We start from the raw sequence: 25,560 nt of genomic DNA, 5'->3' as shown, positions 1-25,560 counted from the left end.
GCGGGCCGCTTCTCGCGACAAACCGAACCGATCATCTATGATCGGTTCGTGTGTGTTCTTTTCTTTATCGAGCCTTATCCATGAATCAGAACGCTGAATATTCCGCGGTCAACGATGCTGTGCGCGGGCAGTTTTTTCGCAAGGTCTGGGCAATGACCACGCCTTACTGGCGCAGCGAAGAGAAGGGCAAGGCCTGGACGTTGTTGATTGCAGTGATTGCGCTATCGCTCTTCAGCGTGGCGATTTCGGTATGGATCAACAGTTGGTACAAGGATTTTTACAACGCGTTGCAGAAGAAGGATGAGGCGGCTTTCTGGCAACTCATCCTGTATTTCTGCGGCATTGCCGCCGTGGCGATTTTGGGCGCGGTGTACCGGCTCTACCTGACGCAGATGCTGACGATTCGCTGGCGCGCCTGGCTGACCGAGAAACACTTTGCCCGCTGGCTTGGCAACAAGAACTACTACCAGCTGGAGCAGGGCGGTTACACCGATAACCCGGACCAGCGGATTTCCGAAGACCTCAACAGCTTCACCTCCAATACGTTGGGGCTGGGGCTCGGCTTGATCCGTAACGTGGTCAGCCTGGTGTCGTTCTCAATTATTTTGTGGGGCGTTTCGGGCAGTATTGAAGTATTTGGCTTCACTGTTCCCGGCTATATGTTCTGGTGCGCGCTGGTGTACGCGGCCGTCGGTAGCTGGCTGACTCACCTGATTGGTCGTCGTTTGATTGGCCTGAACAACCAACAACAACGCTTCGAAGCCGACTTGCGTTTTTCCATGGTCCGGGTTCGTGAGAACGCTGAAAGTATCGCGCTGTACAACGGCGAACCGAACGAAAACCGTCGTCTGAGCACGCGTTTTGGCCTGGTCTGGCACAACTTCTGGGACATCATGCGCGTGTCCAAGCGCCTGACCTTTTTCACCTCCGGGTATGGCCAGATCGCGATCATCTTCCCCTTCATCGTGGCCGCTCCGCGTTATTTCGCCGGCAAGATCGAACTGGGTGAGCTGATGCAAATCAACTCCGCGTTCGGCAACGTCCAGGAGAATTTCAGCTGGTTTATCAGTGCTTATTCTGACCTGGCTGCATGGCGCGCCACGTGTGATCGTCTGTTGAGTTTCCGTCAGGCGATGAGCGACAACGAAGAACGTGCCCCGGCCATCGACGTACAGAACGTCGGCTCGGCGTTGAAAGTGCACAACCTTGGGCTGGATCTCGCGGATGGTCGTCACTTGTTGACCAGTGGCGATATGACCGTGGAAGAGGGCGAGCGCGTGATGGTCAGTGGTCGCTCCGGCAGTGGTAAATCAACGTTGCTGCGCGCCATGGGGCATTTGTGGCCAGCGGGCCATGGCAGCATTCGTCTGCCGGCAGCACGTTATCTGTTCTTGCCGCAAAAACCGTACTTGCCGATCGGCACGCTGCGTGAGGCGTTGAGTTATCCACAGGCTGGCGACACGTACAGCGAAGACCGCTACGTTCATGTCTTGGAAAAATGCCGGTTGCCGCACCTGGTAGCGCGTCTGGATGAAGCGAACCACTGGCAGCGTTTACTCTCGCCGGGTGAGCAGCAGCGTTTGGCGTTTGCCCGTGCACTGCTCTTCGCACCGCAATGGCTGTACATGGACGAAGCAACGTCGGCAATGGATGAGGAAGACGAGGCCTCGCTGTATCAGGCCTTGATCGATGAAATACCGGGGCTGAGCATTGTCAGCGTCGGACATCGCAGCAGCCTGAAGCGCTTCCATCCACGGCACGTTCGTATCGACAATGGTCATCTGGTGGATCAGGCCGTAACCGCATAAACGCCACCGCCGCGCCTGGCGGCCAGGTGTTCCAGTGAATGGATTTTGCGGTGAGTGGGTTTTGTAGTGATTGGGTTTTGTGGTGAGGTGATTTATCCCCCGTTCGACGGCGCAGCCGTCGTATTGGTTTAGGTAGCTGGGGGATGGCTTTGCCATCCAACGGGGATAAATCCCCTCGCCATGCGGCTCCGCATGGGAGGGAGGTGATCGTACAACCGTGTTGAGCTATCATGCTGTTTCAGCCGAATTTTTGAGACAGATGTTCACCATGGAAAACCCGATCGACGTACCTCGCCTACCTCGCAAGCGCCGCAGCCTCGCTCAGGAATTGGTGACGGTGCTGTCAGAGCAGATCCGCGACGGTCTGCTCAAGCGCGGCGACAAGTTGCCCACCGAATCGGCGATCATGGACGCGCACGGCGTCAGTCGCACTGTGGTGCGCGAAGCGATTTCCCGCTTGCAGGCCGCCGGGCAAGTCGAAACCCGCCATGGTATCGGCACCTTTGTGTTGGACACGCCAAGCCCAAGTGGTTTTCGTATTGACCCGGCCACCGTGGTCACACTGCGTGATGTGCTGGCGATCCTCGAATTACGCATCAGTCTTGAAGTGGAATCTGCCGGTCTCGCGGCGCAACGCCGCAACCCCGAACAGCTTGGGCTGATGAGGGCGGCGCTGGACGCACTCAATGAAAGCGCATCCCACGCCAGCGATGCCGTGGGGTCTGACTTCCAATTCCACCTGCAAATCGCGTTGTCGACCGGCAACCGCTACTTCACCGACATCATGACGCACCTGGGCACCAGCATCATTCCGCGTACCCGGCTCAACTCCGCGCGGCTGGCCCATGACGACCAGCAACACTACATGAGCCGTCTAAGCCGTGAGCACGAAGAGATCTACGACGCCATTGCGCGCCAGGACTCTGATGCCGCGCGCGCGGCGATGCGCTTGCACCTGACCAATAGCCGCGAACGTCTGCGTCACGCGCATGAAGAGGCCGAGGCGCAGCGAGGTTAATCCCCGCTTTGCGAAGTGCAGTGTGAGCTAAGCCGTGATGTGTAATTTCAGTGCATGCGAAGTCGCGGTCATACTGGATTCGCCGCTGGTTTGGTAGCGCAGCACGACGGTATTGTTTTCATAGCGCTCCAGTTCTTTTTTGGAGACATACACTTTCAGGCCCAACGCCCTTTCGGGTTCCTCGGTTGCGTCGTTCCATCGCCCGGCTTGAACCTTTGCGCCTAGCCAGTCCGGATTCTCTTCATCATTTCCGAGAATTGCGTAAACGTCGTTTTCCGCGGGGATGTCGGCCGAGTCTGGAATGATGACTTCCAATGGGGCATTCAGTTTCGACAAAGATATGACGATATCTGCGGAGGAATTTCCGGTTGAGGTTTGTGTGAGGCTGGGGGCTGCAAGTTCCATGATCAATCTCCTTTGATGTCAGGGGCAGCAGCGCCGAGGTTAACCTGTTCGCGCTGACAGCTAGCGTTATCTCCCTCGTTCCCCTTATTTCCTACTGTCAGAAATAACAGTAGCGACCAGTGGTTTGTGCAGTGAACTTCACTTCGTTTGCGCAAAATTCCCCCTTGGCGAAGAAATTCAGTTGACGGTTGTATTTTAAGTTGTACGATGACCTACAACTTAGCCATCGGCTGAATGGTTTTCTCACAACGTGCTACCAGGGTGTTCGAATAATGAATCCACAAGAACTGAAGTCCATCCTCTCTTCCGGTCTGCTGTCTTTCCCGGTAACCGACTTCAATGCTCAGGGCGATTTCCATCGCGCTGGTTACATCAAGCGTCTCGAATGGCTGGCCCCATACGGCGCCTCGGCTTTGTTTGCTGCGGGCGGCACCGGTGAGTTCTTCTCTCTGGCGGCCAGCGAATATTCGGAAATCATCAAGACTGCCGTCGACACCTGTGAAACCAGCGTGCCGATTCTGGCCGGTGTGGGTGGCTCGACCCGTCAAGCCATCGAATACGCTCAAGAAGCCGAACGCCTGGGCGCCAAAGGTCTGTTGTTGCTGCCGCACTATCTGACCGAAGCTAGCCAGGACGGCGTTGCCGCTCACGTTGAGGCCGTGTGCAAATCGGTCAAGATCGGCGTGGTGGTCTACAACCGTAACGTCTGCCGCCTGACGGCTCCGTTGCTGGAACGCCTGGCTGAGCGCTGCCCGAACTTGATCGGCTATAAGGATGGCCTGGGCGATATCGAGTTGATGGTGTCGATTCGTCGCCGCCTCGGTGACCGCTTCAGCTACCTGGGTGGTTTGCCGACCGCAGAAGTCTACGCTGCCGCCTACAAGGCATTGGGCGTACCGGTTTACTCCTCCGCAGTGTTCAACTTCATCCCGAAAACCGCGATGGATTTCTACCACGCCATTGCTCGCGAAGATCACGCCACCGTGGGCAAGATCATTGACGATTTCTTCCTGCCATACCTGGACATTCGTAACCGCAAAGCGGGTTATGCGGTCAGCATCGTCAAGGCAGGGGCAAAAATTTCGGGCTTCGACGCAGGTCCTGTGCGTGCGCCACTGACCGATCTGACCGGCGAAGAGTACGAAATGCTCGCCGCGCTGATCGACAAGCAAGGTGCTCAATAACACAACCGATTAAACAAGGCCGCTGAGTGATCAGCGGCCTTTTGCGTGAGGAGAATGCCTGTGTCAGATGCAAAGCGTTTCGATAACTACATCGGCGGCCAATGGGTCGCCGGCACCGACTACTGCAGTAACATCAACCCGTCCGAGTTGACCGACACCATCGGTGAATACGCCAAGGCTGATCTGGCTCAGGTTCATGCCGCCATCGATGCCGCTCGCGCCGCGTTCCCGGCCTGGTCCACTTCGGGCATTCAGGCGCGTCACGATTCGCTGGATAAAGTGGGTACTGAAATCCTCGCTCGCCGCGAAGAACTCGGTACCTTGCTCGCCCGTGAAGAAGGCAAGACCTTGCCCGAGGCAATTGGCGAAGTGACTCGCGCCGGCAACATTTTCAAATTCTTCGCCGGTGAGTGCCTGCGCCTCTCCGGCGATTACCTGCCTTCAGTGCGTCCGGGTGTGAACGTTGAAGTCACTCGCGAAGCGCTGGGCGTGGTCGGGTTGATCACACCGTGGAACTTCCCGATTGCGATCCCTGCCTGGAAAATCGCCCCGGCCCTGGCCTATGGCAATTGTGTGGTATTGAAGCCCGCGGATCTGGTACCAGGCTGCGCTTGGGCGCTGGCAGAAATCATTTCTCGCGCAGGTTTCCCGGCCGGTGTGTTCAACCTGGTGATGGGCAGCGGTCGCGTAGTAGGCGATGCACTGGTGCAGAGCCCGAAAGTCGATGGCATCAGCTTCACCGGTTCGGTGGGTGTGGGTCGTCAGATCGCCGTCAGCTGTGTGTCACGCCAGGCCAAGGTTCAGCTGGAAATGGGCGGCAAGAACCCGCAGATCATTCTCGACGATGCCGACCTCAAGCAAGCGGTCGAGTTGTCGGTACAGAGCGCGTTCTACTCCACCGGCCAGCGCTGCACTGCCTCCAGTCGCTTCATCGTGACGGCCGGTATTCACGACAAGTTCGTTGAAGCGATGGCCGAGCGCATGAAGTCGATCAAGGTTGGCCACGCGCTGAAAACCGGCACCGACATCGGTCCGGTGGTTTCCCAGGCTCAGCTTGACCAAGACCTGAAGTACATCGACATCGGCCAGAGCGAAGGTGCGCGTCTGGTCAGTGGCGGCGGTCTGGTGACCTGCGATACCGAGGGTTACTACCTGGCGCCAACTCTGTTTGCCGACAGTGAAGCGGCGATGCGTATCAGCCGCGAAGAGATCTTCGGCCCAGTGGCCAATATCGTCCGCGTTGCCGATTACGACGCAGCGCTGGCCATGGCCAACGACACCGAGTTTGGTCTGTCGGCAGGCATTGCCACTACGTCGCTGAAGTACGCCAACCACTTCAAACGCCATTCCCAGGCCGGGATGGTGATGGTCAACCTGCCGACTGCTGGTGTGGATTACCACGTTCCGTTTGGCGGGCGTAAAGGCTCTTCATATGGATCTCGCGAGCAAGGTCGCTACGCGCAAGAGTTCTACACAGTCGTAAAAACTGCCTACGTCGGTTCCTGATACACGCAATACCTGTGGGAGCTGGCCTGCCAACGATGGCATCACGCGGTGTGACTGACATACCGATGTGCCCGCATCGCTGGCAGGCCAGCCCCACACAAAAAGACCGTAATTACCCGCATAAAAATAATCAGTGGGAGTACATCTACATGCAAGCGACCAAGCCGACCCACGTCCGTTATTTGATTCTGCTCATGCTTTTTCTGGTGACCACCATCAACTACGCTGACCGTGCCACCATCGCCATCGCAGGTTCCAGCCTGCAAAAAGACCTCGGTATCGACGCGGTCACCCTCGGTTACATTTTCTCTGCATTCGGTTGGGCTTACGTCGCCGGGCAAATTCCCGGTGGCTGGCTGCTCGACCGTTTTGGCTCGAAAAAGGTTTACGCGTTAAGCATCTTCACCTGGTCGCTGTTCACCGTTCTGCAGGGCTATGTCGGCGAGTTCGGCATGTCCACGGCCATCGTTGCGCTGTTCATGCTGCGTTTTCTGGTGGGCCTGGCAGAAGCGCCATCCTTCCCGGGCAACGCACGCATTGTTGCAGCCTGGTTCCCGACGGCTGAACGCGGCACCGCGTCGGCGATCTTCAACTCGGCGCAATACTTTGCCACGGTGTTGTTTGCACCGCTGATGGGCTGGATTGTTTACACCTTCGGCTGGCAGCACGTGTTTGTAGTCATGGGGGGCATCGGCATGGTGTTCTCGCTGATCTGGCTAAAGGTTATCCACAGCCCACGCCAGCACCCGATGATCAATGAAGCCGAGTTCCAGCACATCGCCGACAACGGCGGCATGGTCGACATGGACCAGGACAAAGGCAAAGGTAAAAAAGTCGACGGTCCGAAGTGGGACTACATCCGCCAGTTGCTGACCAACCGCATGATGCTCGGCGTCTACCTTGGCCAATACTGCATCAACGGCATCACGTATTTCTTCCTGACCTGGTTTCCGGTGTATTTGGTGCAGGAGCGTGGGATGACTATCCTCAAGGCGGGTTTCATCGCTTCGCTGCCGGCGATCTGCGGCTTCATTGGTGGTGTGCTGGGTGGCGTGATTTCTGATTATTTGCTGCGCAAGGGCCATTCCCTGACCTTCGCCCGCAAGGCGCCGATCATTGCCGGCCTGCTGGTTTCCAGCAGCATCGTGGCGTGCAACTACGTCGACATCGAATGGATGGTGGTGGGTTTCATGGCCCTCGCATTCTTTGGCAAAGGCGTGGGTGCGTTGGGCTGGGCGGTGGTTTCTGACACCTCGCCAAAACAGATCGCCGGTTTGAGCGGTGGCCTGTTCAACATGTTCGGCAACATCGCCTCGATCACTACCCCGATTGTCATCGGCTACATCATCAGCGCTACCGGTTCGTTCAAATGGGCGCTGGTGTTTGTGGGGTGCAACGCGTTGGTTGCAGTGTTCAGTTACCTGGTCATCGTGGGGCCAATCAAACGTGTGGTACTGAAAGAGCCACCCGTCAGCGGTCCGCAAACCCATAATAAATTGTCACAAGCGCATTCCTGAGGAGCGATGTCATGCAGTTGATTGAACATTCCGACTCGCCGCGCTACATCCGCCTGCACGAGCGGGACAACGTAGTGGTCGTGGTTAACGATCAAGGTGTGCCTGCCGGTACGGAGTTCGCGGATGGCCTGGTGACTGTGGATTTCGTGCCACAGAGCCACAAAGTCACCCTGGAAGATATTCCCGAGGGCGGGCAGGTGATTCGTTACGGCCAGACGATTGGCTATGCATTGCAGCCGATTGCGCGTGGTAGCTGGGTCAAGGAAGATCAATTGCGAATGCCCACCGCACCGCCACTGGACAGCTTGCCGCTGTCCACCGAAGTGCCGGCGGCGCAGGCACCGCTGGAAGGTTTCACGTTCGAGGGCTACCGCAATGCCGACGGCACTGTCGGTACCCGCAATATTTTGGGTATCACCACCACCGTGCAGTGCGTGACCGGCGTGCTGGACCACGCGGTTAAACGTATCAAGGACGAGTTGTTGCCCAAGTACCCGAATGTCGATGACGTGGTGGCACTGACGCACAGCTACGGTTGTGGCGTGGCGATTACCGCCACCGATGCCTACATCCCGATCCGTACCGTGCGCAATCTGGCGCGCAATCCGAACCTGGGCGGTGAAGCACTGGTAATCAGCCTGGGCTGCGAAAAACTGCAGGCCGGGCAAGTGATGCACGACAACGACAGTTCGGTGGATTTGAGCGAGCCGTGGCTGTACCGGTTGCAGGACTCCAGTCACGGCTTCACCGAGATGATTGAGCAGATCATGGCGTTGGCGGAAGTCCGTTTGAAGAAGCTTGATCAGCGCCGGCGTGAAACCGTACCGGCATCCGAACTGATCCTTGGCATGCAGTGCGGTGGCAGCGATGCGTTCTCGGGGATCACCGCGAACCCGGCGTTGGGCTTCGCTTCAGACTTGTTGCTGCGTGCTGGCGCGACGGTGATGTTTTCCGAAGTCACGGAGGTTCGCGATGCTATTTACTTGCTGACCTCCCGTGCAGAAACCAAGGAAGTTGCCGAGCAATTGGTGCGGGAAATGGACTGGTATGACCGTTACCTGGCCAAAGGTGAAGCGGACCGCAGCGCCAATACCACGCCGGGTAACAAGAAGGGCGGGCTGTCGAACATTGTCGAGAAGTCCTTGGGCTCTATCGTGAAATCCGGCAGCAGCGCAATCAACGGGGTGCTTGGCCCTGGCGAACGGGTCAAGCGCAAAGGCTTGATCTTTTGCGCGACACCGGCCAGTGATTTTGTCTGCGGCACGTTGCAGTTGGCGGCGGGAATGAACCTGCATGTGTTCACCACCGGTCGCGGCACGCCCTACGGTTTGGCAATGGCGCCGGTGGTAAAGGTCTCGACCCGCACGGAGCTGGCACAACGCTGGCCGGATCTGATCGACATCGATGCCGGGCGAATAGCAACCGGTCGGGCCTCGATAGAAGAGCTTGGCTGGGAGTTGTTTCACTACTACCTGGACGTGGCCAGCGGCAAAAAACAAACGTGGGCCGAGCAGCACAAACTGCATAACGACATCACCTTGTTCAACCCTGCGCCGATCACGTAACACCGCGTTATCGTTCATCGCGAGCAGGCTCGCTCCCACAGGGATCTTCAGTGTTCACACAATGTGTGCAGCAAAGTAGATCTCCTGCGGAGTGAGCCTGCTCGCGATAACGGTTCACCAGACGCCGAAGTCCTCGGTGGCTTATCATTAGCTTACTAACGACGGTCACCCAAGGTTACTCCCGGCATGCTGGCAATTTTCCTCGAGACACTGAACATCACCGCGCCGGTGTTCGCCATGCTGTTTCTGGGTGTGTTGCTTAAGCGCATCGACTGGATCAACGACAATTTCATCCACACGGCGTCGGCACTGGTCTTCAACGTGACCATGCCGGCGTTGCTGTTTCTGGGCATTCTGCACGCCGACCTGCATGCCGCTTTGCAGCCAGCGCTGCTGATCTACTTCTCGATAGCAACGCTTGTGTGTTTTGCCATCGCCTGGGGCTGGGCGATCTGGAAGTGCCCGCTTGAAGATCGGGGGATCTACACCCAAGGCGCTTTTCGCGGCAACAACGGGGTGATTGGCCTGGCGCTTGCGGCGAGCATGTATGGCGATTACGGGATTTCCCTCGGGGCAATTCTCGCGGCACTGGTGATCCTGTTTTACAACACGCTGTCGACCATTGTGTTGGCGGTTTACAGCCCGGTTATAAAGTCTGATCCATGGAGCATCTTCAAGAGTGTAATGGCGAACCCGCTGATCATCAGTGTGCTGGCTGCGGCACCGTTTGCTTACTTCAAAATCAGTCTGCCGGGCTGGCTGGAAACGTCTGGCCAATACCTGGCGCAAACCACGTTGCCGCTGGCCTTGATCTGCATTGGCGGTACATTGTCGCTGGCGGCATTGCGCAAGAGTGGCAGCATGGCGCTCAGCTCCAGCCTGGTGAAGATGATCGGCCTGCCAGTGCTGGCGACGTTGGGAGCGTGGTTGTGGGGTTTTCGTGGGGCGGAGTTGGGGATTCTGTTTTTGTACTTCGGCAGCCCGACAGCTGCCGCCAGTTTCGTCATGGCCCGGCAAGCCAATGGCAATCATGAGCTGGCGGCGGCGATCATCGTGATCACCACATTGATGGCGGCGGTGACCACCAACATCGGGATCTTTTTGTTGCAGTGGGGCGGCTGGATTTAGCCCCGGGATCTGTGGTGTCGTTCAGGGCCTCATCGCGAGCAGGCTCGCTCCCACAGGGAATGCATTTCAACTGTGGGAGCGAGCCTGCTCGCGAAAGCAATCTGCCTAACAACGAAGGTGCCGGGCTATTACTCAGGCTTCTGGTACGTGTCGATCACTTCCTGCGCCGCGCGAAACGCATCGATCGCTGCCGGTACGCCGGCGTACACCGCGCAGTGCAGCAGCGCCTCGCGAATCTCTTCTACGGTGCAACCGTTGTTCAACGCGCCGCGTACGTGGCCTTTCAATTCTTGCGGACACTTGAGCGCAGTCAACGCAGCCAGCGTAATAAGGCTGCGGGTTTTCAGCGGCAAGCCTTCACGATTCCACACACCGCCCCAAGCGTGTTCATTCACAAAATCCTGCAGTGGCTGGGTGAACTCGGTGGCGTTGCCCAGCGCACGGTCGACGAAAGCGTCGCCCATCACTTGACGGCGCACTTCAACGCCAGGTTTTTTAGGGTCGGTCATGGCACTTCCTTCTTGTGGTGTTGGCGACGCCAGGCGCGCAGCGACGAGAACAGCAAAAACGCCCCCAGCGCCGGCAGGACGAAAAACAGCATCAGGTGTTCGAGCTTGCCAGCCAAAGGCATGCCGGTGGTGAATGACACCACGTGCAGGCCGTACGCCAGGTACAAACTCAGGCACAAAAGGCCTTCGGCGCGCGTCACCCGGTAGCCGGTATAAAACAGCGGCAGGCACAGGACGGCGACACCAAGCATCACCGGCAGGTCGAAATCCAGGGCGTTGGGTGATACCGATAGCGGCGTTGGCGCCACCAGTGCGGTGAAGCCCAACACACCCAACAGATTGAACAGGTTGCTGCCGATCACGTTGCCCACGGCGATATCCCGTTGACCGCGCAGTGCGGCGATCAGCGACGTGGCCAACTCTGGTAGCGAGGTGCAGATGGCAACGATGGTCAGGCCGATGATTCGCTCCGACAAGCCGAGGTCGGTTGCAACCGACACCGCCGCGCCCAGCAGCAAATGGCCGGCGTATATGAGCATCGCGAGGCCTGCGGCAATCATCAGCAAACTGCTGAACCACGGTGCGTCATGGTGTTGTGGGTCAGTCGATGGCGGGCGAGCCGAGTGCCGCGACTGGCGCAGCAGCAAGCCCAGATACAGTGCCAGCGCAGCCAGCAGAATCACCCCATCCAGGCGCGTCAGTTGTTCATTCCACGCCAGCACAAACACCAGCAGGCTGGCACCGATCATCAACGGAATATCAAGCCGCACCAATTGCCGTGAAACCCGTAGCGGCATGATCAGGGCCGAGAGCCCCAAGGTCACAAGGATGTTGAAAATACTGCTGCCGATGACGCTGCCAACGGCGATGTCGGCGTTGGCAGCCAGTGTGGCTTGCAGGCTGACCGCCATTTGTGGCGCGCTGCTGCCGAGCGCGACGATGGTCAGCCCGATGATCAGCGGCCGAACGTGCAACCGCGCAGCGAGACGTACGGCGGCACGCACCATCAATTCGGCACCAGCGATCAGTAAAACCAGACCGCTGAGCAGCTCAATGACGATGATCAGGGGTAAATCGGCAAGTCCGAAAATAGTCGGGGCTCCGTCTGTCAGTCGTCGAGGGCTTGCACGCGAACTCGCGCGGTGCCACTGCCGATCATACCCAATTGCTCGGCGGCTTCGCGTGAAACGTCGATCAGGCGGCCCCGAGTATGCGGCCCACGATCGTTGATGCGAACGACACAGGATTTATCGTTGTTGAGATTGGTGACCTTCACTCGCGTGCCGAAAGGTAACTGGCGATGGGCGGCGGTCAGGGAATTCTGGTTGAACGGCTCACCGCTGGCGGTGCGTTTGCCATGGTGTTTGGCGCCGTAATAGGAAGCTACACCGGTTTTGTCGTAGCCATGTGGATCGATAGTATCGGTACTGGCACAACCGGCCAGCAGAGAAAGCAGGGCGCAGGCGCCGAGGAGACGCTTCATTGGGGGTGTTTCCAAAACAAATGTGGGAGCGAGCCTGCTCGCGAGGGTGTATCAGCCGGCATCAATGCTGCTGACACATCATCGTGAGCAGGCTCACTCCCACAGGGGTTTGAGCCAGGCATTAAAACTGGCTCTTTATTCATCAGCCTTCGAGCTTGCTTTTCAGCAGTTCGTTGACTTGTTGCGGGTTGGCCTTGCCCTTGGAGGCTTTCATGGCCTGGCCGACGAAGAAGCCGAACATCTTGCCGCGTTTGGCTTCATCGGCTGCACGGTACTGCTCAACCTGCTCGGCATTGGCCGCCAGCATTTCGTCGAGCACCGCAGAAATCGCGCCGCTGTCGGTCACCTGCTTCAAACCGCGCTTGTCGATGATCTCGTCCGCGCTGCCTTCGCCGTTGGCCATCGCCTCGAACACCACTTTGGCGATTTTGCCGGAGATGGTGTTGTCGGTAATGCGCAGCAGCATGCCGCCCAGTTGCTCAGCCGAGACTGGCGACTGATCGATATCCAGCCCCTGTTTGTTCAACAGACTGCCCAGCTCGACCATCACCCAGTTCGCCGCCAGTTTGGCGTCGCCGCCAATGCCTGCAACTTTCTCGAAGTAATCGGCTTGTTCGCGGCTGGTGGCCAAAACGCTGGCGTCATAGACCGACAACCCGAATTGCTCCTGGAAGCGCTCGCGTTTTTGCGGCGGCAATTCCGGCAGGGTGGCGCGCACCTCATTCAGGAACGAGTCTTCGATCACCACGGGCAGCAAGTCCGGGTCCGGGAAGTAACGGTAGTCGTTGGCTTCCTCTTTGCTGCGCATCGGACGGGTTTCGTCCTTGTTCGGATCGTACAGGCGAGTCTGCTGGATCACCTTGCCGCCGTCTTCGATCAGTTCGATCTGACGGCGCACTTCACTGTTGATCGCCTTCTCGATAAAGCGGAACGAGTTGACGTTCTTGATCTCGCAGCGTGTACCGAATTCGACCTGGCCTTTGGGGCGGATCGACACGTTGCAGTCGCAACGCAACGAGCCTTCGGCCATGTTGCCGTCGCAAATGCCCAGGTAACGCACCAGCGCATGCACAGTCTTGACGTAGGCTACGGCTTCCTTCGCGCTGCGCATGTCTGGCTCGGAAACGATTTCGAGCAGCGGCGTGCCGGCACGGTTCAGGTCGATGCCGGTGGCGCCGTTGAACTCTTCGTGCAGGCTTTTGCCGGCGTCTTCTTCCAGGTGCGCACGGGTTACGCCGACACGTTTGATCGTGCCGTCTTCCATGGCGATGTCCAGGTGACCCTTGCCGACAATCGGCAATTCCATCTGGCTGATCTGGTAGCCCTTCGGCAGGTCCGGGTAAAAATAGTTTTTACGCGCGAACACGTTGTGCTGGCCGATCTCGGCATCAATTGCCAAGCCGAACATCACCGCCATGCGCACTGCTTCCTGGTTCAGCACCGGCAGCACGCCGGGCATGCCCAGGTCTACCAGGCTGGCCTGAGTATTGGGCTCGGAGCCGAATGTGGTGGAACTACCGGAAAAGATTTTCGACCGGGTGGTGAGCTGGGTATGTATCTCCAGCCCGATCACGACTTCCCATTGCATGTGTGTCTCCTCAGAAGCCTTAACAGGGAATTTTGAAACGTTGCGAGCGAAGGTCAGGCAAGGCGAAAACGGGTGAGTAAGCGCAGTTGACGTCAGTCAATGAGCATTACGAGCCAGTTTTCAACGCCGCCTTGGCGAGCGCAGCAGTTTCAAAACCCCTGTGGGGTGCGGGTGTGCCAGTCAGTGTTCAACTGATACTGGTGCGCAACGTTGAGCAAGCGGCCTTCCTGGAAATACGGCGCGAGCAACTGCACGCCAACCGGCAAACCGTCGACGAAACCTGCGGGCATGGACAAGCCCGGCAGACCGGCGAGGTTGGCGGTGATGGTGTAGACGTCTTCCAGATAAGCAGCAACCGGGTCGCTGTTCTTGGCGCCAAGCTTCCAGGCCGGGTTTGGCGTGGTTGGGCCGAGGATGATGTCGACCTCATTAAAGGCTGCCATGAAATCGTTTTTCACCAGGCGGCGAATTTTTTGCGCTTTCAGGTAGTAGGCGTCGTAATAACCGGCGGACAGGGCGTAGGCACCGACCATGATCCGGCGTTGTACTTCTGCGCCGAAACCTTCGCCACGAGAGCGTTTGTACAGGTCTTCCAGGTTCTTGGGGTCTTCGCAGCGATAACCAAAACGCACACCGTCAAAACGCGACAGGTTGGACGAGGCCTCTGCTGGTGCGATCACGTAATACGCAGGAATGGCGTGCTGCATGTTTGGCAGGCTGATTTCCTTGATCACGGCGCCGAGCTTTTCCAGCTCTTTAATACTGCTGTGGATCAGATCGGCGATACGCGGATCGAGACCTGCGCTGAAATACTCTTTAGGCACGCCAATGCGCAGGCCCTTCAGCGAATCGTTGAGGCTGGCGCTGTAATCAGGCACGGGCTCATCGATGCTGGTGGAATCATTGGTGTCGAAGCCGGCCATGCCTTGCAGCAGAATCGCGCAGTCTTCGGCAGTGCGTGCCAACGGGCCGCCCTGATCAAGGCTGGACGCATAAGCAATCATGCCCCAGCGCGAAACGCGACCGTACGTCGGTTTAAGGCCTGTCAGGTTAGTGAATGCTGCTGGCTGACGAATGGAACCGCCGGTGTCTGTGGCGGTTGCCGCCGGAAGCAGACGAGCCGCAACAGCGGCGGCCGAACCACCGGACGAACCACCCGGTACGTGTTCAAGGTTCCACGGGTTTTTCACCGCGCCGTAGTAGCTCGACTCGTTGGCCGACCCCATGGCGAATTCGTCCATGTTGGTCTTGCCCAGCGTTACCGCGCCGGCGGCGGCCAGTTTGGCAACGACGGTGGCGTCATACGGTGCTTTGAAGTTGTCGAGCATCTTCGAGCCGCAGCTGGTACGGATGCCTTGGGTGCAGAACAGGTCTTTGTGAGCAATCGGCGCGCCAAGCAGGGCGCCGCTCTCACCATTGGCCCGGCGTGCGTCAGCGGCTTTCGCCTGCTGGAGCGCCAGGTCTTCGGTGAGGCTGATGAAGCTGTTGAGCTGAGGGTCGAGCTGGGCGATACGCGCCAGAAGGACCTTGGTCAGCTCTTCGGAAGAAAACTTTTTATCGGCGAGGCCACGGGCGATCTCGGCCAGAGTCAATTGATGCATTGCAGGCTCTTTCCCTTTAGTCGATGACTTTCGGAACCAGGTACAGGCCGTTTTCGACCGCTGGTGCGATGGACTGATAGGCCTCGCGATGATTAGTCTCGGTCACGACGTCTGCACGCAGGCGCTGGCTGGCTTCCAGTGGGTGCGCGAGCGGTTCGATACCGTCGGTATTGACCGCCTGCATTTCGTCGACCAGGCCGAGAATGCTGTTCAGGGCCGAGGTAATGTGTGGAAGATCGGCATCATTGAGGCCAAGACAGGCCAGATGAGCGATTTTTTCCACGTCGGAGCGTTCAAGCGCCATGGGAATCTCCAGTGGAAAACAGAACGGACGGCGTCCGTGTGTTAGATTGTCGGAACACTACCGCATTTCTACGGTCATATGGCCGCGATTGTGGGGGTTGGTGCACAGAAAAGCGGCCAATTTAACATATTGGCGCCTTGCCCAAAATCCCTGTCGTTGTTAGAGTTTGCCGCACTTTTTTACCCACGCGTTGCCTAGGGTCCCTTTCCCATGTTCAAGAAACTGCGTGGCATGTTTTCCAGCGATCTTTCCATTGACCTGGGCACTGCCAACACCCTTATTTACGTGCGCGAGCGCGGTATCGTCCTGAATGAGCCCTCTGTTGTGGCTATTCGGACACACGGTAACCAGAAAAGTGTCGTTGCTGTCGGCACCGAGGCGAAGCGCATGCTTGGCCGTACGCCGGGCAACATTGCTGCCATTCGTCCGATGAAAGACGGCGTGATCGCCGACTTCAGCGTTTGCGAAAAAATGCTGCAGTATTTTATCAACAAGGTTCACGAAAACAGCTTTTTGCAGCCCAGCCCTCGCGTGCTGATCTGCGTTCCGTGCAAATCCACCCAGGTTGAGCGTCGTGCCATCCGTGAATCGGCCCTTGGTGCCGGTGCCCGTGAAGTGTTCCTGATCGAGGAGCCAATGGCTGCCGCGATCGGTGCCGGTCTGCCAGTAGAAGAAGCACGCGGTTCGATGGTCGTCGATATCGGTGGCGGTACCACTGAAATCGCGCTGATCTCCCTGAACGGTGTGGTGTATGCCGAATCCGTGCGGGTTGGCGGCGACCGCTTCGACGAAGCGATCATCACTTACGTACGTCGCAACTACGGCAGCCTGATCGGCGAATCCACCGCCGAGCGCATCAAGCAGGAAATCGGTACTGCCTACCCGGGCGGCGAAGTTCGCGAAGTTGACGTTCGTGGCCGCAACCTGGCTGAAGGCGTTCCACGCGCATTTACCCTGAACTCCAATGAAGTGCTGGAAGCTCTGCAAGAGTCTCTGGCAACCATCGTTCAGGCTGTAAAAAGCGCACTGGAGCAGTCGCCGCCGGAGCTGGCTTCCGATATTGCCGAGCGTGGCCTGGTCTTGACCGGTGGTGGCGCCTTGCTGCGTGACCTCGACAAGCTGCTGGCCCAGGAAACCGGCTTGCCGGTGATCGTTGCCGAAGATCCCCTGACTTGCGTTGCTCGCGGTGGTGGCCGTGCATTGGAAATGATGGATAAACACACCATGGACCTGCTTTCCAGCGAATAAGTCGTTGGGTTGCATCTATGCTGTTGAGCGCGCAGGCAGCACTTTGCAGTGCTGCCTGTTGGCGTTTATCTTCTGTCAGTCTGCATCCAGCCGGTTTGATGCCGTATGAATAAAGCAAACATTTGCCTGGGAGGAGCGGCTTATTAAACCGCTTTTCACCAAAGGGCCTTCATTGGGCGTGCGCTTATTGGTGCTGGTCGTGCTATCGGTCGCGCTGATGGTGGTCGATGCCCGGTTCACACTGCTCAAGCCAGTGCGTAGCCAAATGTCGCTGGTATTGATGCAGTCCTACTGGATCACCGACCTGCCGCAGCGGCTATTTCAGGGTGTGGCCAGCCAATTTGGCAGCCGTACCGAACTTGTCGCCGAAAACGAAAAACTCAAAACCGAAAACCTTCTGTTGCAAGGCCGCATGCAAAAGCTTGCCGCCCTGACCGAGCAGAACGTTCGCCTGCGCGAGTTGCTGAACTCATCCGCGCTGGTCAACGAGAAGGTTGAAGTGGCCGAGCTGATCGGCATGGACCCCAATCCCTTCACTCATCGCATCATCATCAACAAAGGTGAGCGCGACGGTGTGGTCCTCGGTCAGCCGGTGCTCGACGCCCGTGGCCTGATGGGGCAGGTGGTCGAGTTGATGCCTTATACCTCTCGCGTGCTACTGCTGACCGACACGACACACAGCATTCCGGTGCAAGTGAACCGTAATGGCTTGCGGGCGATTGCCAGCGGCACCGGTAATCCGGAACGCCTTGAATTGCGCCACGTCGCCGATACCGCCGACATCAAGGAAGGTGATCTGCTGGTCAGTTCCGGATTGGGGCAGCGCTTCCCGGCAGGCTACCCAGTGGCCACGGTCAAGGAAGTGATTCACGATTCCGGCCAGCCGTTTGCCATCGTTCGTGCCGTGCCGACCGCCGCCCTGAACCGCAGCCGTTACCTGCTGCTGGTGTTCAGTGATAACCGCACCGCGGAAGAGCGCGCCAACGACGCCGCTCAAGCGCAAGAAAACCTGGATGCACAAGGCGGCGGACCGGTTATCCCGGCCACTGTGCCGAAACCTGTCGTGGCCCCGGTCGCACCAGTAGTACCGGCTACCCCTGCGGCACCTGCTGCAGCAACGCCCGCCAAACCCACTCATCCTGCTGCCGCTAAACCTGCCGCTGCCAAGCCGCCGGCGTCTCAACCGGCCAAACCGCCTGCAAAACCGCCAGTCTCTGCGCCGGCCACTACTGGAGGACGAGAATAATGGTCGGTGCAACTGCATCCCGAAATGGCTGGATCGTCTGGCTGACATTCGCCATCGGTCTGTTGCTTAGCGTTTCGCCGCTGCCGCAGTTCATGGAAATCCTGCGCCCGCTGTGGCTGGCCTTGCTGCTGGCGTTCTGGGCGTTGGCGATGCCGCAAAAAGTCGGCATGGTCACCGCGTGGTGCCTGGGGCTGGCGGAAGATGTGCTTTACGGGACGTTGCTGGGCCAGAACGCATTGATCCTGACGCTCATCACGTTCCTGGTGCTGTCGCTGCAACAGCGGCTGCGCATGTTTCCGATGTGGCAACAAAGCCTGGTGATCCTCGTCATTTTCGGCCTCGCACAGCTTGTGCAATTGTGGCTCAGTGCCCTGACCGGCAATCGTCAGCCGACACTGGCACTGGTGTTGCCGGCACTGGTCAGTGCCTTGCTTTGGCCTTGGGTCAGTTACGGTTTGCGTGGTCTGCGTCGACGTTACAAAATCAATTAAAACAGTCGGGCATTGGCCCTGGACAGGGAGATGTCTTGTGAAAAAGCTGTACCTCGCCTCAGGTTCGCCACGTCGGCGTGAACTGCTTACGCAGGTCGGCGTGCCGTTCTGCGCCATCAGCGCGGACATCGATGAAACCCCACTAGCAGAAGAATCCCCGTCGGCTTACGTCGAGCGCCTGGCGCGTGGCAAGGCTGCGGCCGGTCGCAAGACCATTGTGTGCGACACGGATTTTTGCGTGCTGGGCGCGGATACCGCCGTGGTACTCGATGGCAAAATTCTGGGCAAACCGCTGGATGAAGCCGACGCGCTCGCGATGCTGATGATGTTGTCAGGCAAGGAACATGAAGTGCTGACCGCCATCGCGCTGATTGATGGCGAGCGTTGTGAGTCGTTGGTGGTGCGCAGTCTGGTGCGTTTTCGCCGCATTGATCGCGACGAAGCGGCAGCCTATTGGGCCAGCGGCGAACCTTTGGACAAGGCGGGCGGTTACGGCATTCAAGGTTTGGGCGCGGTGTTTGTCGCAGGCCTAAATGGCAGTTACTCGGCGGTGGTTGGATTGCCACTGTGCGAAACCTGCGATCTGCTTAGCCATTTCGGCATACCCTGTTGGCAAAACCTTGATGCGCACCCAGCGTCGTACTGACAAGATGCGGCCATAATCGTGAACATGCCTGAACGAGACCCTGCCATGAGTGAAGAGATTCTGATCAACATCACGCCGATGGAGTCGCGCGTGGCGGTGGTCGAAAACGGTGTTCTGCAAGAGGTCCATGTCGAGCGCACGCAAAAGCGCGGGATCGTCGGCAACATCTATAAAGGCAAGGTTGTGCGCGTCTTACCGGGCATGCAGGCCGCTTTCGTCGACATCGGTCTGGACCGCGCCGCGTTTATCCACGCATCCGAAATTTCCCTGCGCGAAGGTCCAGCAGTCGAGAGCATCAGCTCGTTGGTTCACGAAGGTCAAAGCCTGGTGGTGCAAGTCACCAAAGACCCTATCGGCTCCAAAGGCGCGCGCCTCACGACCCAACTGTCTATCCCGTCGCGTTATCTGGTTTACATGCCGCGCACTGCCCATGTCGGCATCTCGCTGAAAATCGAGGACGAGGCAGAGCGCGAACGCCTCAAGCAAGTGGTCACCGATTGTGTGGCCAAGGAAGGCATCAAGGAGGCCGGTGGTTTCATTCTGCGAACCGCCGCCGAAGGTGCTGGCGCTGATGAAATCCTGATGGATATCCGCTACCTGCGCAGGCTGTGGGATCAGATCAACGATCAGATCAAAACCATCAGCGCGCCGAGTGTGATCTACGAAGACCTCGGCCTGGCGCTACGCACCTTGCGCGATCTGGTGAGCCCGAAAATCGAGAAAATCCGGATCGACTCCCGGGAAACATTCCAGAAGACCACACAATTTGTCGCCGAACTAATGCCTGAAATCGCCGATCGACTGGAACATTATCCGGGTGAACGGCCGATTTTCGACCTGTACGGGGTTGAGGACGAAATTCAAAAAGCGCTGGAGCGCAAAGTCCCGTTGAAGTCTGGCGGTTATCTGGTGGTCGATCCGGCGGAAGCCATGAGCACCATCGACGTCAACACCGGGGCGTTTGTCGGGCATCGCAACCTCGAAGAAACCATTTTCAAGACCAACCTCGAAGCAGCGACCGCTATCGCCCGCCAGCTGCGCCTGCGCAATCTTGGCGGAATCATCATCATCGACTTCATTGACATGGAAGACGAAGAGCACCAGCGCCAGGTTTTGCGCACGCTCGAAAAACAACTGGAGCGCGATCACGCCAAGACCAACATCATCGGTATCACCGAGTTGGGCCTGGTGCAGATGACTCGCAAACGCACCCGGGAAAGCCTCGAGCAAGTCCTGTGTGAGCCGTGCAGCAGTTGCCAGGGCCGGGGCAAACTCAAAACCCCGGAAACCGTTTGCTATGAAATATTCCGCGAAATCCTCCGCGAGGCGCGTGCCTATCAAGCGGAAGGCTATCGTGTATTGGCTAACCAGAAAGTTGTCGACCGTTTGCTGGATGAGGAATCGGGAAACGTCGCCGAACTGGAAGGTTTTATCGGGCGCACCATTCGGTTCCAGGTAGAAACCATGTATTCGCAGGAACAATACGACGTGGTGCTGCTCTGATCCGCTGTGCTTCAACCCTGTTAAATCGGCTGGCCTCAGCTTTTTGCAACACTTTTTCCACGGGAGCCATCTGACATGGACCGTCTGACACGCATTTTGGCTGCACTGACCCGCTGGGGTCTAAGCCTGTGCGCGTTGGTTTTGGTGTTGATGGCGCTCTATGTCAGCCTCGGTCGGGAACTCGCTCCACTGGTGGCCGAGTACCGTGCTGAAGTTGAAACCAAGGCCAGTGCTGCCTTGGGAATGCCGTTGCACATTGGTGAACTCGAAGGTAAATGGAGTGGCTTCGCGCCGATCGTGCTGGCGCATGATGTGATGGTTGGCGACGGCGCCAATGCCCTGCGCCTCGATCAAGTGCGTGCGGTGCCGGATCTGTGGGCCAGTTTGCTGGCTCGCGAAGTGCGCATCGCACACCTGGAACTCAACGGCCTGAAAATCAGCTTCAAGGAAGGCATCGACGGGCAGTGGACGCTGGAAGGCTTGCCTGTCCAGCAGGATCAACCGCTGGACCCGGAGCAACTGCTCAATCGGATGCAAATGGTTCAGCAGCTCTCGGTGCTCGACAGCCAGGTGACATTGCAGCCGCAGGGGCAGCAACCGATGACCCTGACGTACGTCGGCCTGAATCTGAAAACCGGTGCTTATCGCCAGCGCCTCGACGCCAGAATGACGTTGCCTGACGGTCAGCCGGTGGCCATGAGTTTGCGCACCCGCATTCGTGCCAGCGAGTGGAAGGACGGTCAGGCGGATGCCTACCTGAGCTTGCCGCAAAGCGACTGGTCGAAATGGCTGCCCGAGCGCCTGACCCGACAATGGAACTTCTCCGAGATTAAAGCAGGGGGCGAGCTTTGGCTGACATGGAACAAGCGCGCCCTGCAGAGCGCTGCTATTCGTCTGAACGCTCCGCAACTCAAAGGCGCTTATGCCGAGCGCAAACCAGTACAGATCAGCAATCTGGCGTTGAACGGTTATTTCCAGCGCAGCTCCGACGGGATGCTGGTAACGCTGGATTCTCTTGCCATGAACGTCGGCGAAACCCGCTGGGAGTCTCATGTGCAACTCAAACAAACGGCCGCGACCGACAAGGCTGAAGAGCTTTGGCACCTGCAAGCCGATCGCCTGGACCTGACGCCGATCACGCCGCTACTCAATGCCCTGGGCCCATTGCCTGAGGGCGTTGCGACGTCGGTCGAGCGGCTCAAGGTCACCGGCGTCTTGCACAACGTGCTGATCGATTTGCGCCCGAACGCTACGGATGACAGCAAGTTCGGTTTTGCTGCGAACCTGGAACGCATCGGTTTCAATGCATACCACGGCGCACCGGCGGCGCGAAATGTCAGCGGTAGCATCAGCGGTGATCTTGGCCATGGCGAATTGCGCATGGACAGCAAGGACTTTTCCCTGCACCTGGACCCGATTTTCGCCAAGCCATGGCAGTACATTCAGGCCAATGCCCGCCTGACCTGGAAGCTCGATAAAGAGGGTTTTACGCTGATCGCGCCGTACCTGAAGGTGCTGGGCGAAGAGGGCAAGATTGCCGGCGACTTCCTGATCCGCCTGCACTTCGATCACACCCAGGAAGACTACATGGACCTGCGGGTCGGCCTGGTTGACGGTGATGGCAAATACACCGCCAAGTACCTGCCTGAAGTGTTGAGCCCGGCGCTTGACGAATGGTTGCGCACGGCCATCCTGAAGGGCGCCGTAGACCAGGGTTTCTTCCAGTATCAAGGTTCGCTGAATCATGGTGCTACCGATACCGCCCGCAGCATCAGCCTGTTCTTCAAGGTTCATGATGCCGAGTTGGCGTTTCAGCCGGGTTGGCCGCATGTCAGCAAGGTCAGCGGCGATGTGTTCATTGAAAACAGTGGGGTACGCATCCTCGCGAGTAAAGGCCAATTGCTCGACACCCAGGTGCGTGACGTCTACGTCAACATTCCGCATGTGCCGGCAGGGCAGAAGGTCCACCTTTTTCTCGACGGTGCGTTCGCCGGTGGTTTGGGCGACGGGCTGAAAATACTTCAGCAAGCGCCGATTGGTACCGCCGAGACTTTTGCCGGTTGGGAAGGCGAGGGTGACCTTCAAGGTAAATTGAAGCTCGACATCCCGTTGGATAAAGGCGAAGAGCCCAAGATCCTGGTTGACTTCAAAACCGCCAAGGCGCGTTTGAAACTGGCCGAGCCCGCGCTGGAACTGACTCAGCTGAAAGGCGACTTCCGCTTCGACAGCGCCAAAGGCTTGAGCGGTCAAGACATCAGCGCGCGTGCTTTTGATAAGCCGGTGACTGCACAGATTTTTGCCGACGGCAGCCCGGGCAAGCTCAAGACTCGTGTCAGTGCCTCCGGTCAGGTCGAGGTCAAGAAGCTCACTGACTGGTTGAGCGTCACTCAGCCGCTGCCGGTGTCCGGGGTGATCCCGTATCAACTGCAATTGAACCTGGATGGCGGTAACAGTCTGTTGCTGGTCAGCTCAAACCTCAAAGGTGTAGCGGTTGATTTGCCGGCGCCTTTCGGCATGGCTTCCAGCGTGGGGCGCGACACGACGTTTCGCATGACCTTGCAAGGGCCCGAGCGACGCTACTGGGTCAACTACGGTCAATTGGCGAATTTCACCTTTGCGGCGCCGCCCGGTAATTTCGGCGACGGTCGCGGAGACCTTCTACTCGGTGGTGGCGAAGCAGTGTTACCGACCGGCAAGGGTTTGCAGGTGCGTGGTGCATTGTCTGAGCTGGACGTAGGGCCGTGGAAAGACCTGGTAGACAAATATGCAGGTCAGGACCCGGGCGGTAGCGCCAAGCAATTGCTCAGCGGCGCTGATTTGCAAATCGGCAAGCTCAGCGCTTTCGGTACCACGCTTGATAAGGCGTCGGTGCAGCTCACACGCAAGCCGTCAGCGTGGGCGTTGCAGCTCGACAGCCAGCAGGTCAAAGGCTCTGTCGCAATTGCCGATGCCAAGACAGCACCTATCGCGATCAATCTGCAGTATGTGCGTTTGCCGGCGCCAGACCCCAAGGAGCTGGCGGATGAAAATTCACCAGACCCTTTGGTCTCGGTAGATCCGACAAAAATTCCGGCGCTGGATATCACCATCAATCAGTTGTTCCAGGGGCAAGACCTGGTCGGTGCGTGGTCGCTCAAGGTTCGTCCCACCGCCAGAGGCATCGCGCTTAACTCGGTTGATATGGGCCTGAAGGGCATTTTGTTGCAAGGCAACGGTGGCTGGGAAGGTGTGCCGGGCGCGACAAACAGTTGGTACAAAGGGCGAATCAGCGGCAAAAACCTGGCCGATGTGTTGAAAGGTTGGGGGTTTGCCCCGAGTGTCACCAGCCAGGATTTTCATATGGATGTCGATGGTCGCTGGCCAGGTTCGCCAGCGTGGCTGGCCACCAAACGTTTTTCCGGGACACTTGATGCGTCGCTGAACAAAGGTCAGTTTGTTGAAGTTGAGGGCAGCGCCCAGGCGTTGCGCGTGTTTGGCCTGCTGAACTTCAACTCCATCGGCCGACGCCTGCGCCTGGACTTCTCCGACCTGTTCGGCAAAGGCTTGAGCTATGACCGGGTCAAAGGACTACTGGTGGCGACCAACGGTGTTTACGTCACCCGTGAGCCGATTCTGATGACCGGCCCTTCGAGCAATATCGAACTCAACGGCACGTTGGACCTGGTGGGCGATAAGGTCGATGCCAAATTGTTGGTCACCCTGCCGGTTACCAATAACCTGCCGATCGCCGCACTGATCGTGGGAGCCCCGGCCATCGGCGGTGCGCTGTTCCTGATCGATAAACTGATCGGTGACCGCGTGGCGCGATTTGCCAGCGTGAAATACACCGTCAAAGGTCCATGGAAAGAACCGAAAATCACCTTCGACAAGCCTTTTTGATCGTCTTTTTACGAAGCCACCCAACTCGCCTATGGAGTAGCATGGTCGCCTACCCACCAAGGAGCGCGCCATGTCTGTAGCGGTGATTCAAATGGTCAGCCAGAGCGATGTGCTGGCCAACCTGGCACAGGCCCGCCGCCTGCTTGAGCGGGCGGCTGCGGATGGCGCCAAACTGGCAGTACTCCCGGAAAATTTCGCCGCCATGGGCCGTCGCGACATCGCCGACATTGGTCGCGCCGAGGCATTGGGCGACGGCCCGATCCTGCCGTGGTTGAAACAGGCCGCCCTCGACCTCAAGTTATGGGTAGTGGCAGGTACATTGCCCTTGCCGCCCATGGATCAACCGAACGCGAAGGTGAATGCCTGCTCGCTGCTGGTGGACGATCAAGGCGAGACCGTGGCGCGCTATGACAAGCTGCACCTGTTCGACGTGGATGTTGCGGACACTCGCGGGCGCTACCGCGAATCCGATGACTATGCTTATGGCAGTAACGTGGTAGTAGCCGACACGCCCGTCGGTCGAGTCGGCCTTACGGTGTGTTACGACTTGCGCTTCCCGGAGCTGTACAGCGAATTGCGTGCTGGCGGTGCGGAGCTGATAACCGCGCCGTCAGCCTTTACCGCGGTGACCGGCGCAGCGCATTGGGATGTGCTGATTCGTGCGCGGGCCATCGAGACTCAATGTTACATACTCGCCGCTGCTCAGGGTGGTACGCATCCTGGACCGCGAGAAACCTTTGGCCACGCGGCGATTATCGACCCATGGGGTCGCGTGCTGGCACAACAGGATCAAGGCGAGGCCGTGCTGCTGGCCGAACGCGATAGCAGCGAACAAGCGTCCATCAGGGCGCGGATGCCGGTGTCCAGTCATCGGCGCTTTTTCTCGCAGGGCGCTCAGCGACCTGCCTCTGAACGACGAATTTAAGGCGTA

21 protein-coding genes are annotated in these 25,560 nt (G+C 58.2%); 14 read left to right on the top strand and 7 right to left on the bottom strand.

Annotated elements, in window-relative coordinates:
• Window positions 1-80: 80 nt before the first annotated feature.
• Window positions 81-1,808, top strand: a complete 1,728-nt coding sequence (locus ACQR3R_RS16305; protein WP_428273303.1) for an SbmA/BacA-like family transporter — start codon at window positions 81-83, stop codon at window positions 1,806-1,808.
• A 268-nt stretch (window positions 1,809-2,076) separates the two neighbouring features.
• Window positions 2,077-2,826, top strand: a complete 750-nt coding sequence (locus ACQR3R_RS16300) for an FCD domain-containing protein (protein WP_428273302.1) — start codon at window positions 2,077-2,079, stop codon at window positions 2,824-2,826.
• A gap of 27 nt (window positions 2,827-2,853) precedes the next feature.
• On the opposite strand, the gene ACQR3R_RS16295 is transcribed toward ACQR3R_RS16300, so the two are convergent.
• Entirely contained in the window at window positions 2,854-3,231 is a 378-nt protein-coding gene (locus tag ACQR3R_RS16295) for a hypothetical protein (RefSeq protein WP_428273301.1), read from the bottom strand.
• 272 nt (window positions 3,232-3,503) lie between these two features.
• Here ACQR3R_RS16295 and kdgD point away from each other — a divergent pair, with 272 nt between their 5' ends.
• The 5 genes from kdgD to ACQR3R_RS16270 all read left to right on the top strand — a co-directional run bounded on the left by kdgD (window position 3,504) and on the right by ACQR3R_RS16270 (window position 10,131).
• Window positions 3,504-4,415, top strand: a complete 912-nt coding sequence (gene kdgD / locus ACQR3R_RS16290; protein ID WP_428273300.1) for a 5-dehydro-4-deoxyglucarate dehydratase — start codon at window positions 3,504-3,506, stop codon at window positions 4,413-4,415.
• Between the two features lie 60 nt (window positions 4,416-4,475).
• The gene (locus ACQR3R_RS16285; protein WP_428273299.1) at window positions 4,476-5,921 is read left to right on the top strand and encodes an aldehyde dehydrogenase family protein; all 1,446 of its coding nucleotides are present in this window, start codon (window positions 4,476-4,478) and stop codon (window positions 5,919-5,921) included.
• Window positions 5,922-5,971: 50 nt separating this feature from the next.
• Window positions 5,972-7,438, top strand: a complete 1,467-nt coding sequence (locus ACQR3R_RS16280; protein ID WP_428273298.1) for a D-galactonate transporter — start codon at window positions 5,972-5,974, stop codon at window positions 7,436-7,438.
• Window positions 7,439-7,449: 11 nt separating this feature from the next.
• Complete coding sequence (gene garD / locus ACQR3R_RS16275; protein WP_428273297.1) at window positions 7,450-9,003, top strand: galactarate dehydratase; 1,554 nt, start codon at window positions 7,450-7,452, stop codon at window positions 9,001-9,003.
• 186 nt (window positions 9,004-9,189) lie between these two features.
• Complete coding sequence (locus ACQR3R_RS16270; RefSeq protein ID WP_428273296.1) at window positions 9,190-10,131, top strand: AEC family transporter; 942 nt, start codon at window positions 9,190-9,192, stop codon at window positions 10,129-10,131.
• A 128-nt stretch (window positions 10,132-10,259) separates the two neighbouring features.
• Here ACQR3R_RS16270 and ACQR3R_RS16265 read toward each other — a convergent pair whose 3' ends face one another.
• The 6 genes from ACQR3R_RS16265 to gatC all read right to left on the bottom strand — a co-directional run bounded on the left by ACQR3R_RS16265 (window position 10,260) and on the right by gatC (window position 15,616).
• Window positions 10,260-10,640 (bottom strand): carboxymuconolactone decarboxylase family protein, encoded by a 381-nt coding sequence (locus ACQR3R_RS16265; protein WP_428273295.1) that lies wholly within the window; start codon window positions 10,638-10,640, stop codon window positions 10,260-10,262.
• Window positions 10,637-11,695: a calcium/sodium antiporter gene (locus ACQR3R_RS16260; protein ID WP_428273437.1), complete on the bottom strand. Its 1,059-nt coding sequence runs from the start codon at window positions 11,693-11,695 to the stop codon at window positions 10,637-10,639. The genes ACQR3R_RS16265 and ACQR3R_RS16260 overlap by 4 nt, the downstream gene beginning before the upstream one ends.
• 53 nt (window positions 11,696-11,748) lie before the next feature.
• The gene (locus tag ACQR3R_RS16255; protein WP_428273294.1) at window positions 11,749-12,123 is read right to left on the bottom strand and encodes a septal ring lytic transglycosylase RlpA family protein; all 375 of its coding nucleotides are present in this window, start codon (window positions 12,121-12,123) and stop codon (window positions 11,749-11,751) included.
• A 142-nt stretch (window positions 12,124-12,265) separates the two neighbouring features.
• Complete coding sequence (gene gatB / locus ACQR3R_RS16250; RefSeq protein ID WP_428273293.1) at window positions 12,266-13,711, bottom strand: Asp-tRNA(Asn)/Glu-tRNA(Gln) amidotransferase subunit GatB; 1,446 nt, start codon at window positions 13,709-13,711, stop codon at window positions 12,266-12,268.
• 149 nt (window positions 13,712-13,860) lie between these two features.
• Window positions 13,861-15,312 (bottom strand): Asp-tRNA(Asn)/Glu-tRNA(Gln) amidotransferase subunit GatA, encoded by a 1,452-nt coding sequence (gatA, locus tag ACQR3R_RS16245; protein WP_428273292.1) that lies wholly within the window; start codon window positions 15,310-15,312, stop codon window positions 13,861-13,863.
• Between the two features lie 16 nt (window positions 15,313-15,328).
• Window positions 15,329-15,616 (bottom strand): Asp-tRNA(Asn)/Glu-tRNA(Gln) amidotransferase subunit GatC, encoded by a 288-nt coding sequence (gatC, locus tag ACQR3R_RS16240; RefSeq protein ID WP_007901429.1) that lies wholly within the window; start codon window positions 15,614-15,616, stop codon window positions 15,329-15,331.
• A gap of 210 nt (window positions 15,617-15,826) precedes the next feature.
• Between gatC and mreB the strand changes: the two genes are divergently transcribed.
• The 7 genes from mreB to ACQR3R_RS16205 all read left to right on the top strand — a co-directional run bounded on the left by mreB (window position 15,827) and on the right by ACQR3R_RS16205 (window position 25,554).
• A complete protein-coding gene (mreB, locus tag ACQR3R_RS16235) occupies window positions 15,827-16,864 on the top strand; it encodes a rod shape-determining protein MreB (protein ID WP_002555108.1) in 1,038 nt (345 codons plus the stop codon).
• A 109-nt stretch (window positions 16,865-16,973) separates the two neighbouring features.
• The gene (gene mreC / locus ACQR3R_RS16230) at window positions 16,974-18,110 is read left to right on the top strand and encodes a rod shape-determining protein MreC (RefSeq protein ID WP_428273435.1); all 1,137 of its coding nucleotides are present in this window, start codon (window positions 16,974-16,976) and stop codon (window positions 18,108-18,110) included.
• Complete coding sequence (gene mreD, locus ACQR3R_RS16225; RefSeq protein ID WP_428273291.1) at window positions 18,110-18,601, top strand: rod shape-determining protein MreD; 492 nt, start codon at window positions 18,110-18,112, stop codon at window positions 18,599-18,601. The genes mreC and mreD overlap by 1 nt, the downstream gene beginning before the upstream one ends.
• Window positions 18,602-18,638: 37 nt before the next feature.
• Complete coding sequence (locus ACQR3R_RS16220) at window positions 18,639-19,247, top strand: Maf family nucleotide pyrophosphatase (RefSeq protein ID WP_428273290.1); 609 nt, start codon at window positions 18,639-18,641, stop codon at window positions 19,245-19,247.
• 45 nt (window positions 19,248-19,292) lie between these two features.
• The gene (rng, locus tag ACQR3R_RS16215) at window positions 19,293-20,750 is read left to right on the top strand and encodes a ribonuclease G (RefSeq protein ID WP_428273289.1); all 1,458 of its coding nucleotides are present in this window, start codon (window positions 19,293-19,295) and stop codon (window positions 20,748-20,750) included.
• A gap of 75 nt (window positions 20,751-20,825) precedes the next feature.
• Complete coding sequence (locus ACQR3R_RS16210) at window positions 20,826-24,629, top strand: YhdP family protein (RefSeq protein WP_428273288.1); 3,804 nt, start codon at window positions 20,826-20,828, stop codon at window positions 24,627-24,629.
• 70 nt (window positions 24,630-24,699) lie between these two features.
• Window positions 24,700-25,554, top strand: a complete 855-nt coding sequence (locus ACQR3R_RS16205) for a nitrilase-related carbon-nitrogen hydrolase (RefSeq protein ID WP_428273287.1) — start codon at window positions 24,700-24,702, stop codon at window positions 25,552-25,554.
• Window positions 25,555-25,560: the final 6 nt, after the last annotated feature.

The organism is Gordonia sp. IEGM753, from assembly GCF_050321825.1.
In the GTDB taxonomy this organism is placed as follows: Bacteria; Pseudomonadota; Gammaproteobacteria; order Pseudomonadales; family Pseudomonadaceae; genus Aquipseudomonas.
This window is presented reverse-complemented; position numbering and strand designations above follow the sequence as displayed.

Bases quoted from the DNA above. Each gene is read 5' to 3' on its own strand.
- ACQR3R_RS16305 (WP_428273303.1), top strand. From the start codon at position 81: ATGAATCAGAACGCTGAATATTCCGCGGTCAACGATGCTGTGCGCGGG.
- ACQR3R_RS16300 (WP_428273302.1), top strand. From the start codon at position 2,077: ATGGAAAACCCGATCGACGTACCTCGCCTACCTCGCAAGCGCCGCAGC.
- ACQR3R_RS16295 (WP_428273301.1), bottom strand. From the start codon at position 3,231: ATGGAACTTGCAGCCCCCAGCCTCACACAAACCTCAACCGGAAATTCC.
- kdgD (WP_428273300.1), top strand. From the start codon at position 3,504: ATGAATCCACAAGAACTGAAGTCCATCCTCTCTTCCGGTCTGCTGTCT.
- garD (WP_428273297.1), top strand. From the start codon at position 7,450: ATGCAGTTGATTGAACATTCCGACTCGCCGCGCTACATCCGCCTGCAC.
- ACQR3R_RS16270 (WP_428273296.1), top strand. From the start codon at position 9,190: ATGCTGGCAATTTTCCTCGAGACACTGAACATCACCGCGCCGGTGTTC.
- ACQR3R_RS16265 (WP_428273295.1), bottom strand. From the start codon at position 10,640: ATGACCGACCCTAAAAAACCTGGCGTTGAAGTGCGCCGTCAAGTGATG.
- ACQR3R_RS16255 (WP_428273294.1), bottom strand. From the start codon at position 12,123: ATGAAGCGTCTCCTCGGCGCCTGCGCCCTGCTTTCTCTGCTGGCCGGT.
- gatB (WP_428273293.1), bottom strand. From the start codon at position 13,711: ATGCAATGGGAAGTCGTGATCGGGCTGGAGATACATACCCAGCTCACC.
- gatA (WP_428273292.1), bottom strand. From the start codon at position 15,312: ATGCATCAATTGACTCTGGCCGAGATCGCCCGTGGCCTCGCCGATAAA.
- gatC (WP_007901429.1), bottom strand. From the start codon at position 15,616: ATGGCGCTTGAACGCTCCGACGTGGAAAAAATCGCTCATCTGGCCTGT.
- mreB (WP_002555108.1), top strand. From the start codon at position 15,827: ATGTTCAAGAAACTGCGTGGCATGTTTTCCAGCGATCTTTCCATTGAC.
- mreD (WP_428273291.1), top strand. From the start codon at position 18,110: ATGGTCGGTGCAACTGCATCCCGAAATGGCTGGATCGTCTGGCTGACA.
- rng (WP_428273289.1), top strand. From the start codon at position 19,293: ATGAGTGAAGAGATTCTGATCAACATCACGCCGATGGAGTCGCGCGTG.
- ACQR3R_RS16210 (WP_428273288.1), top strand. From the start codon at position 20,826: ATGGACCGTCTGACACGCATTTTGGCTGCACTGACCCGCTGGGGTCTA.
- ACQR3R_RS16205 (WP_428273287.1), top strand. From the start codon at position 24,700: ATGTCTGTAGCGGTGATTCAAATGGTCAGCCAGAGCGATGTGCTGGCC.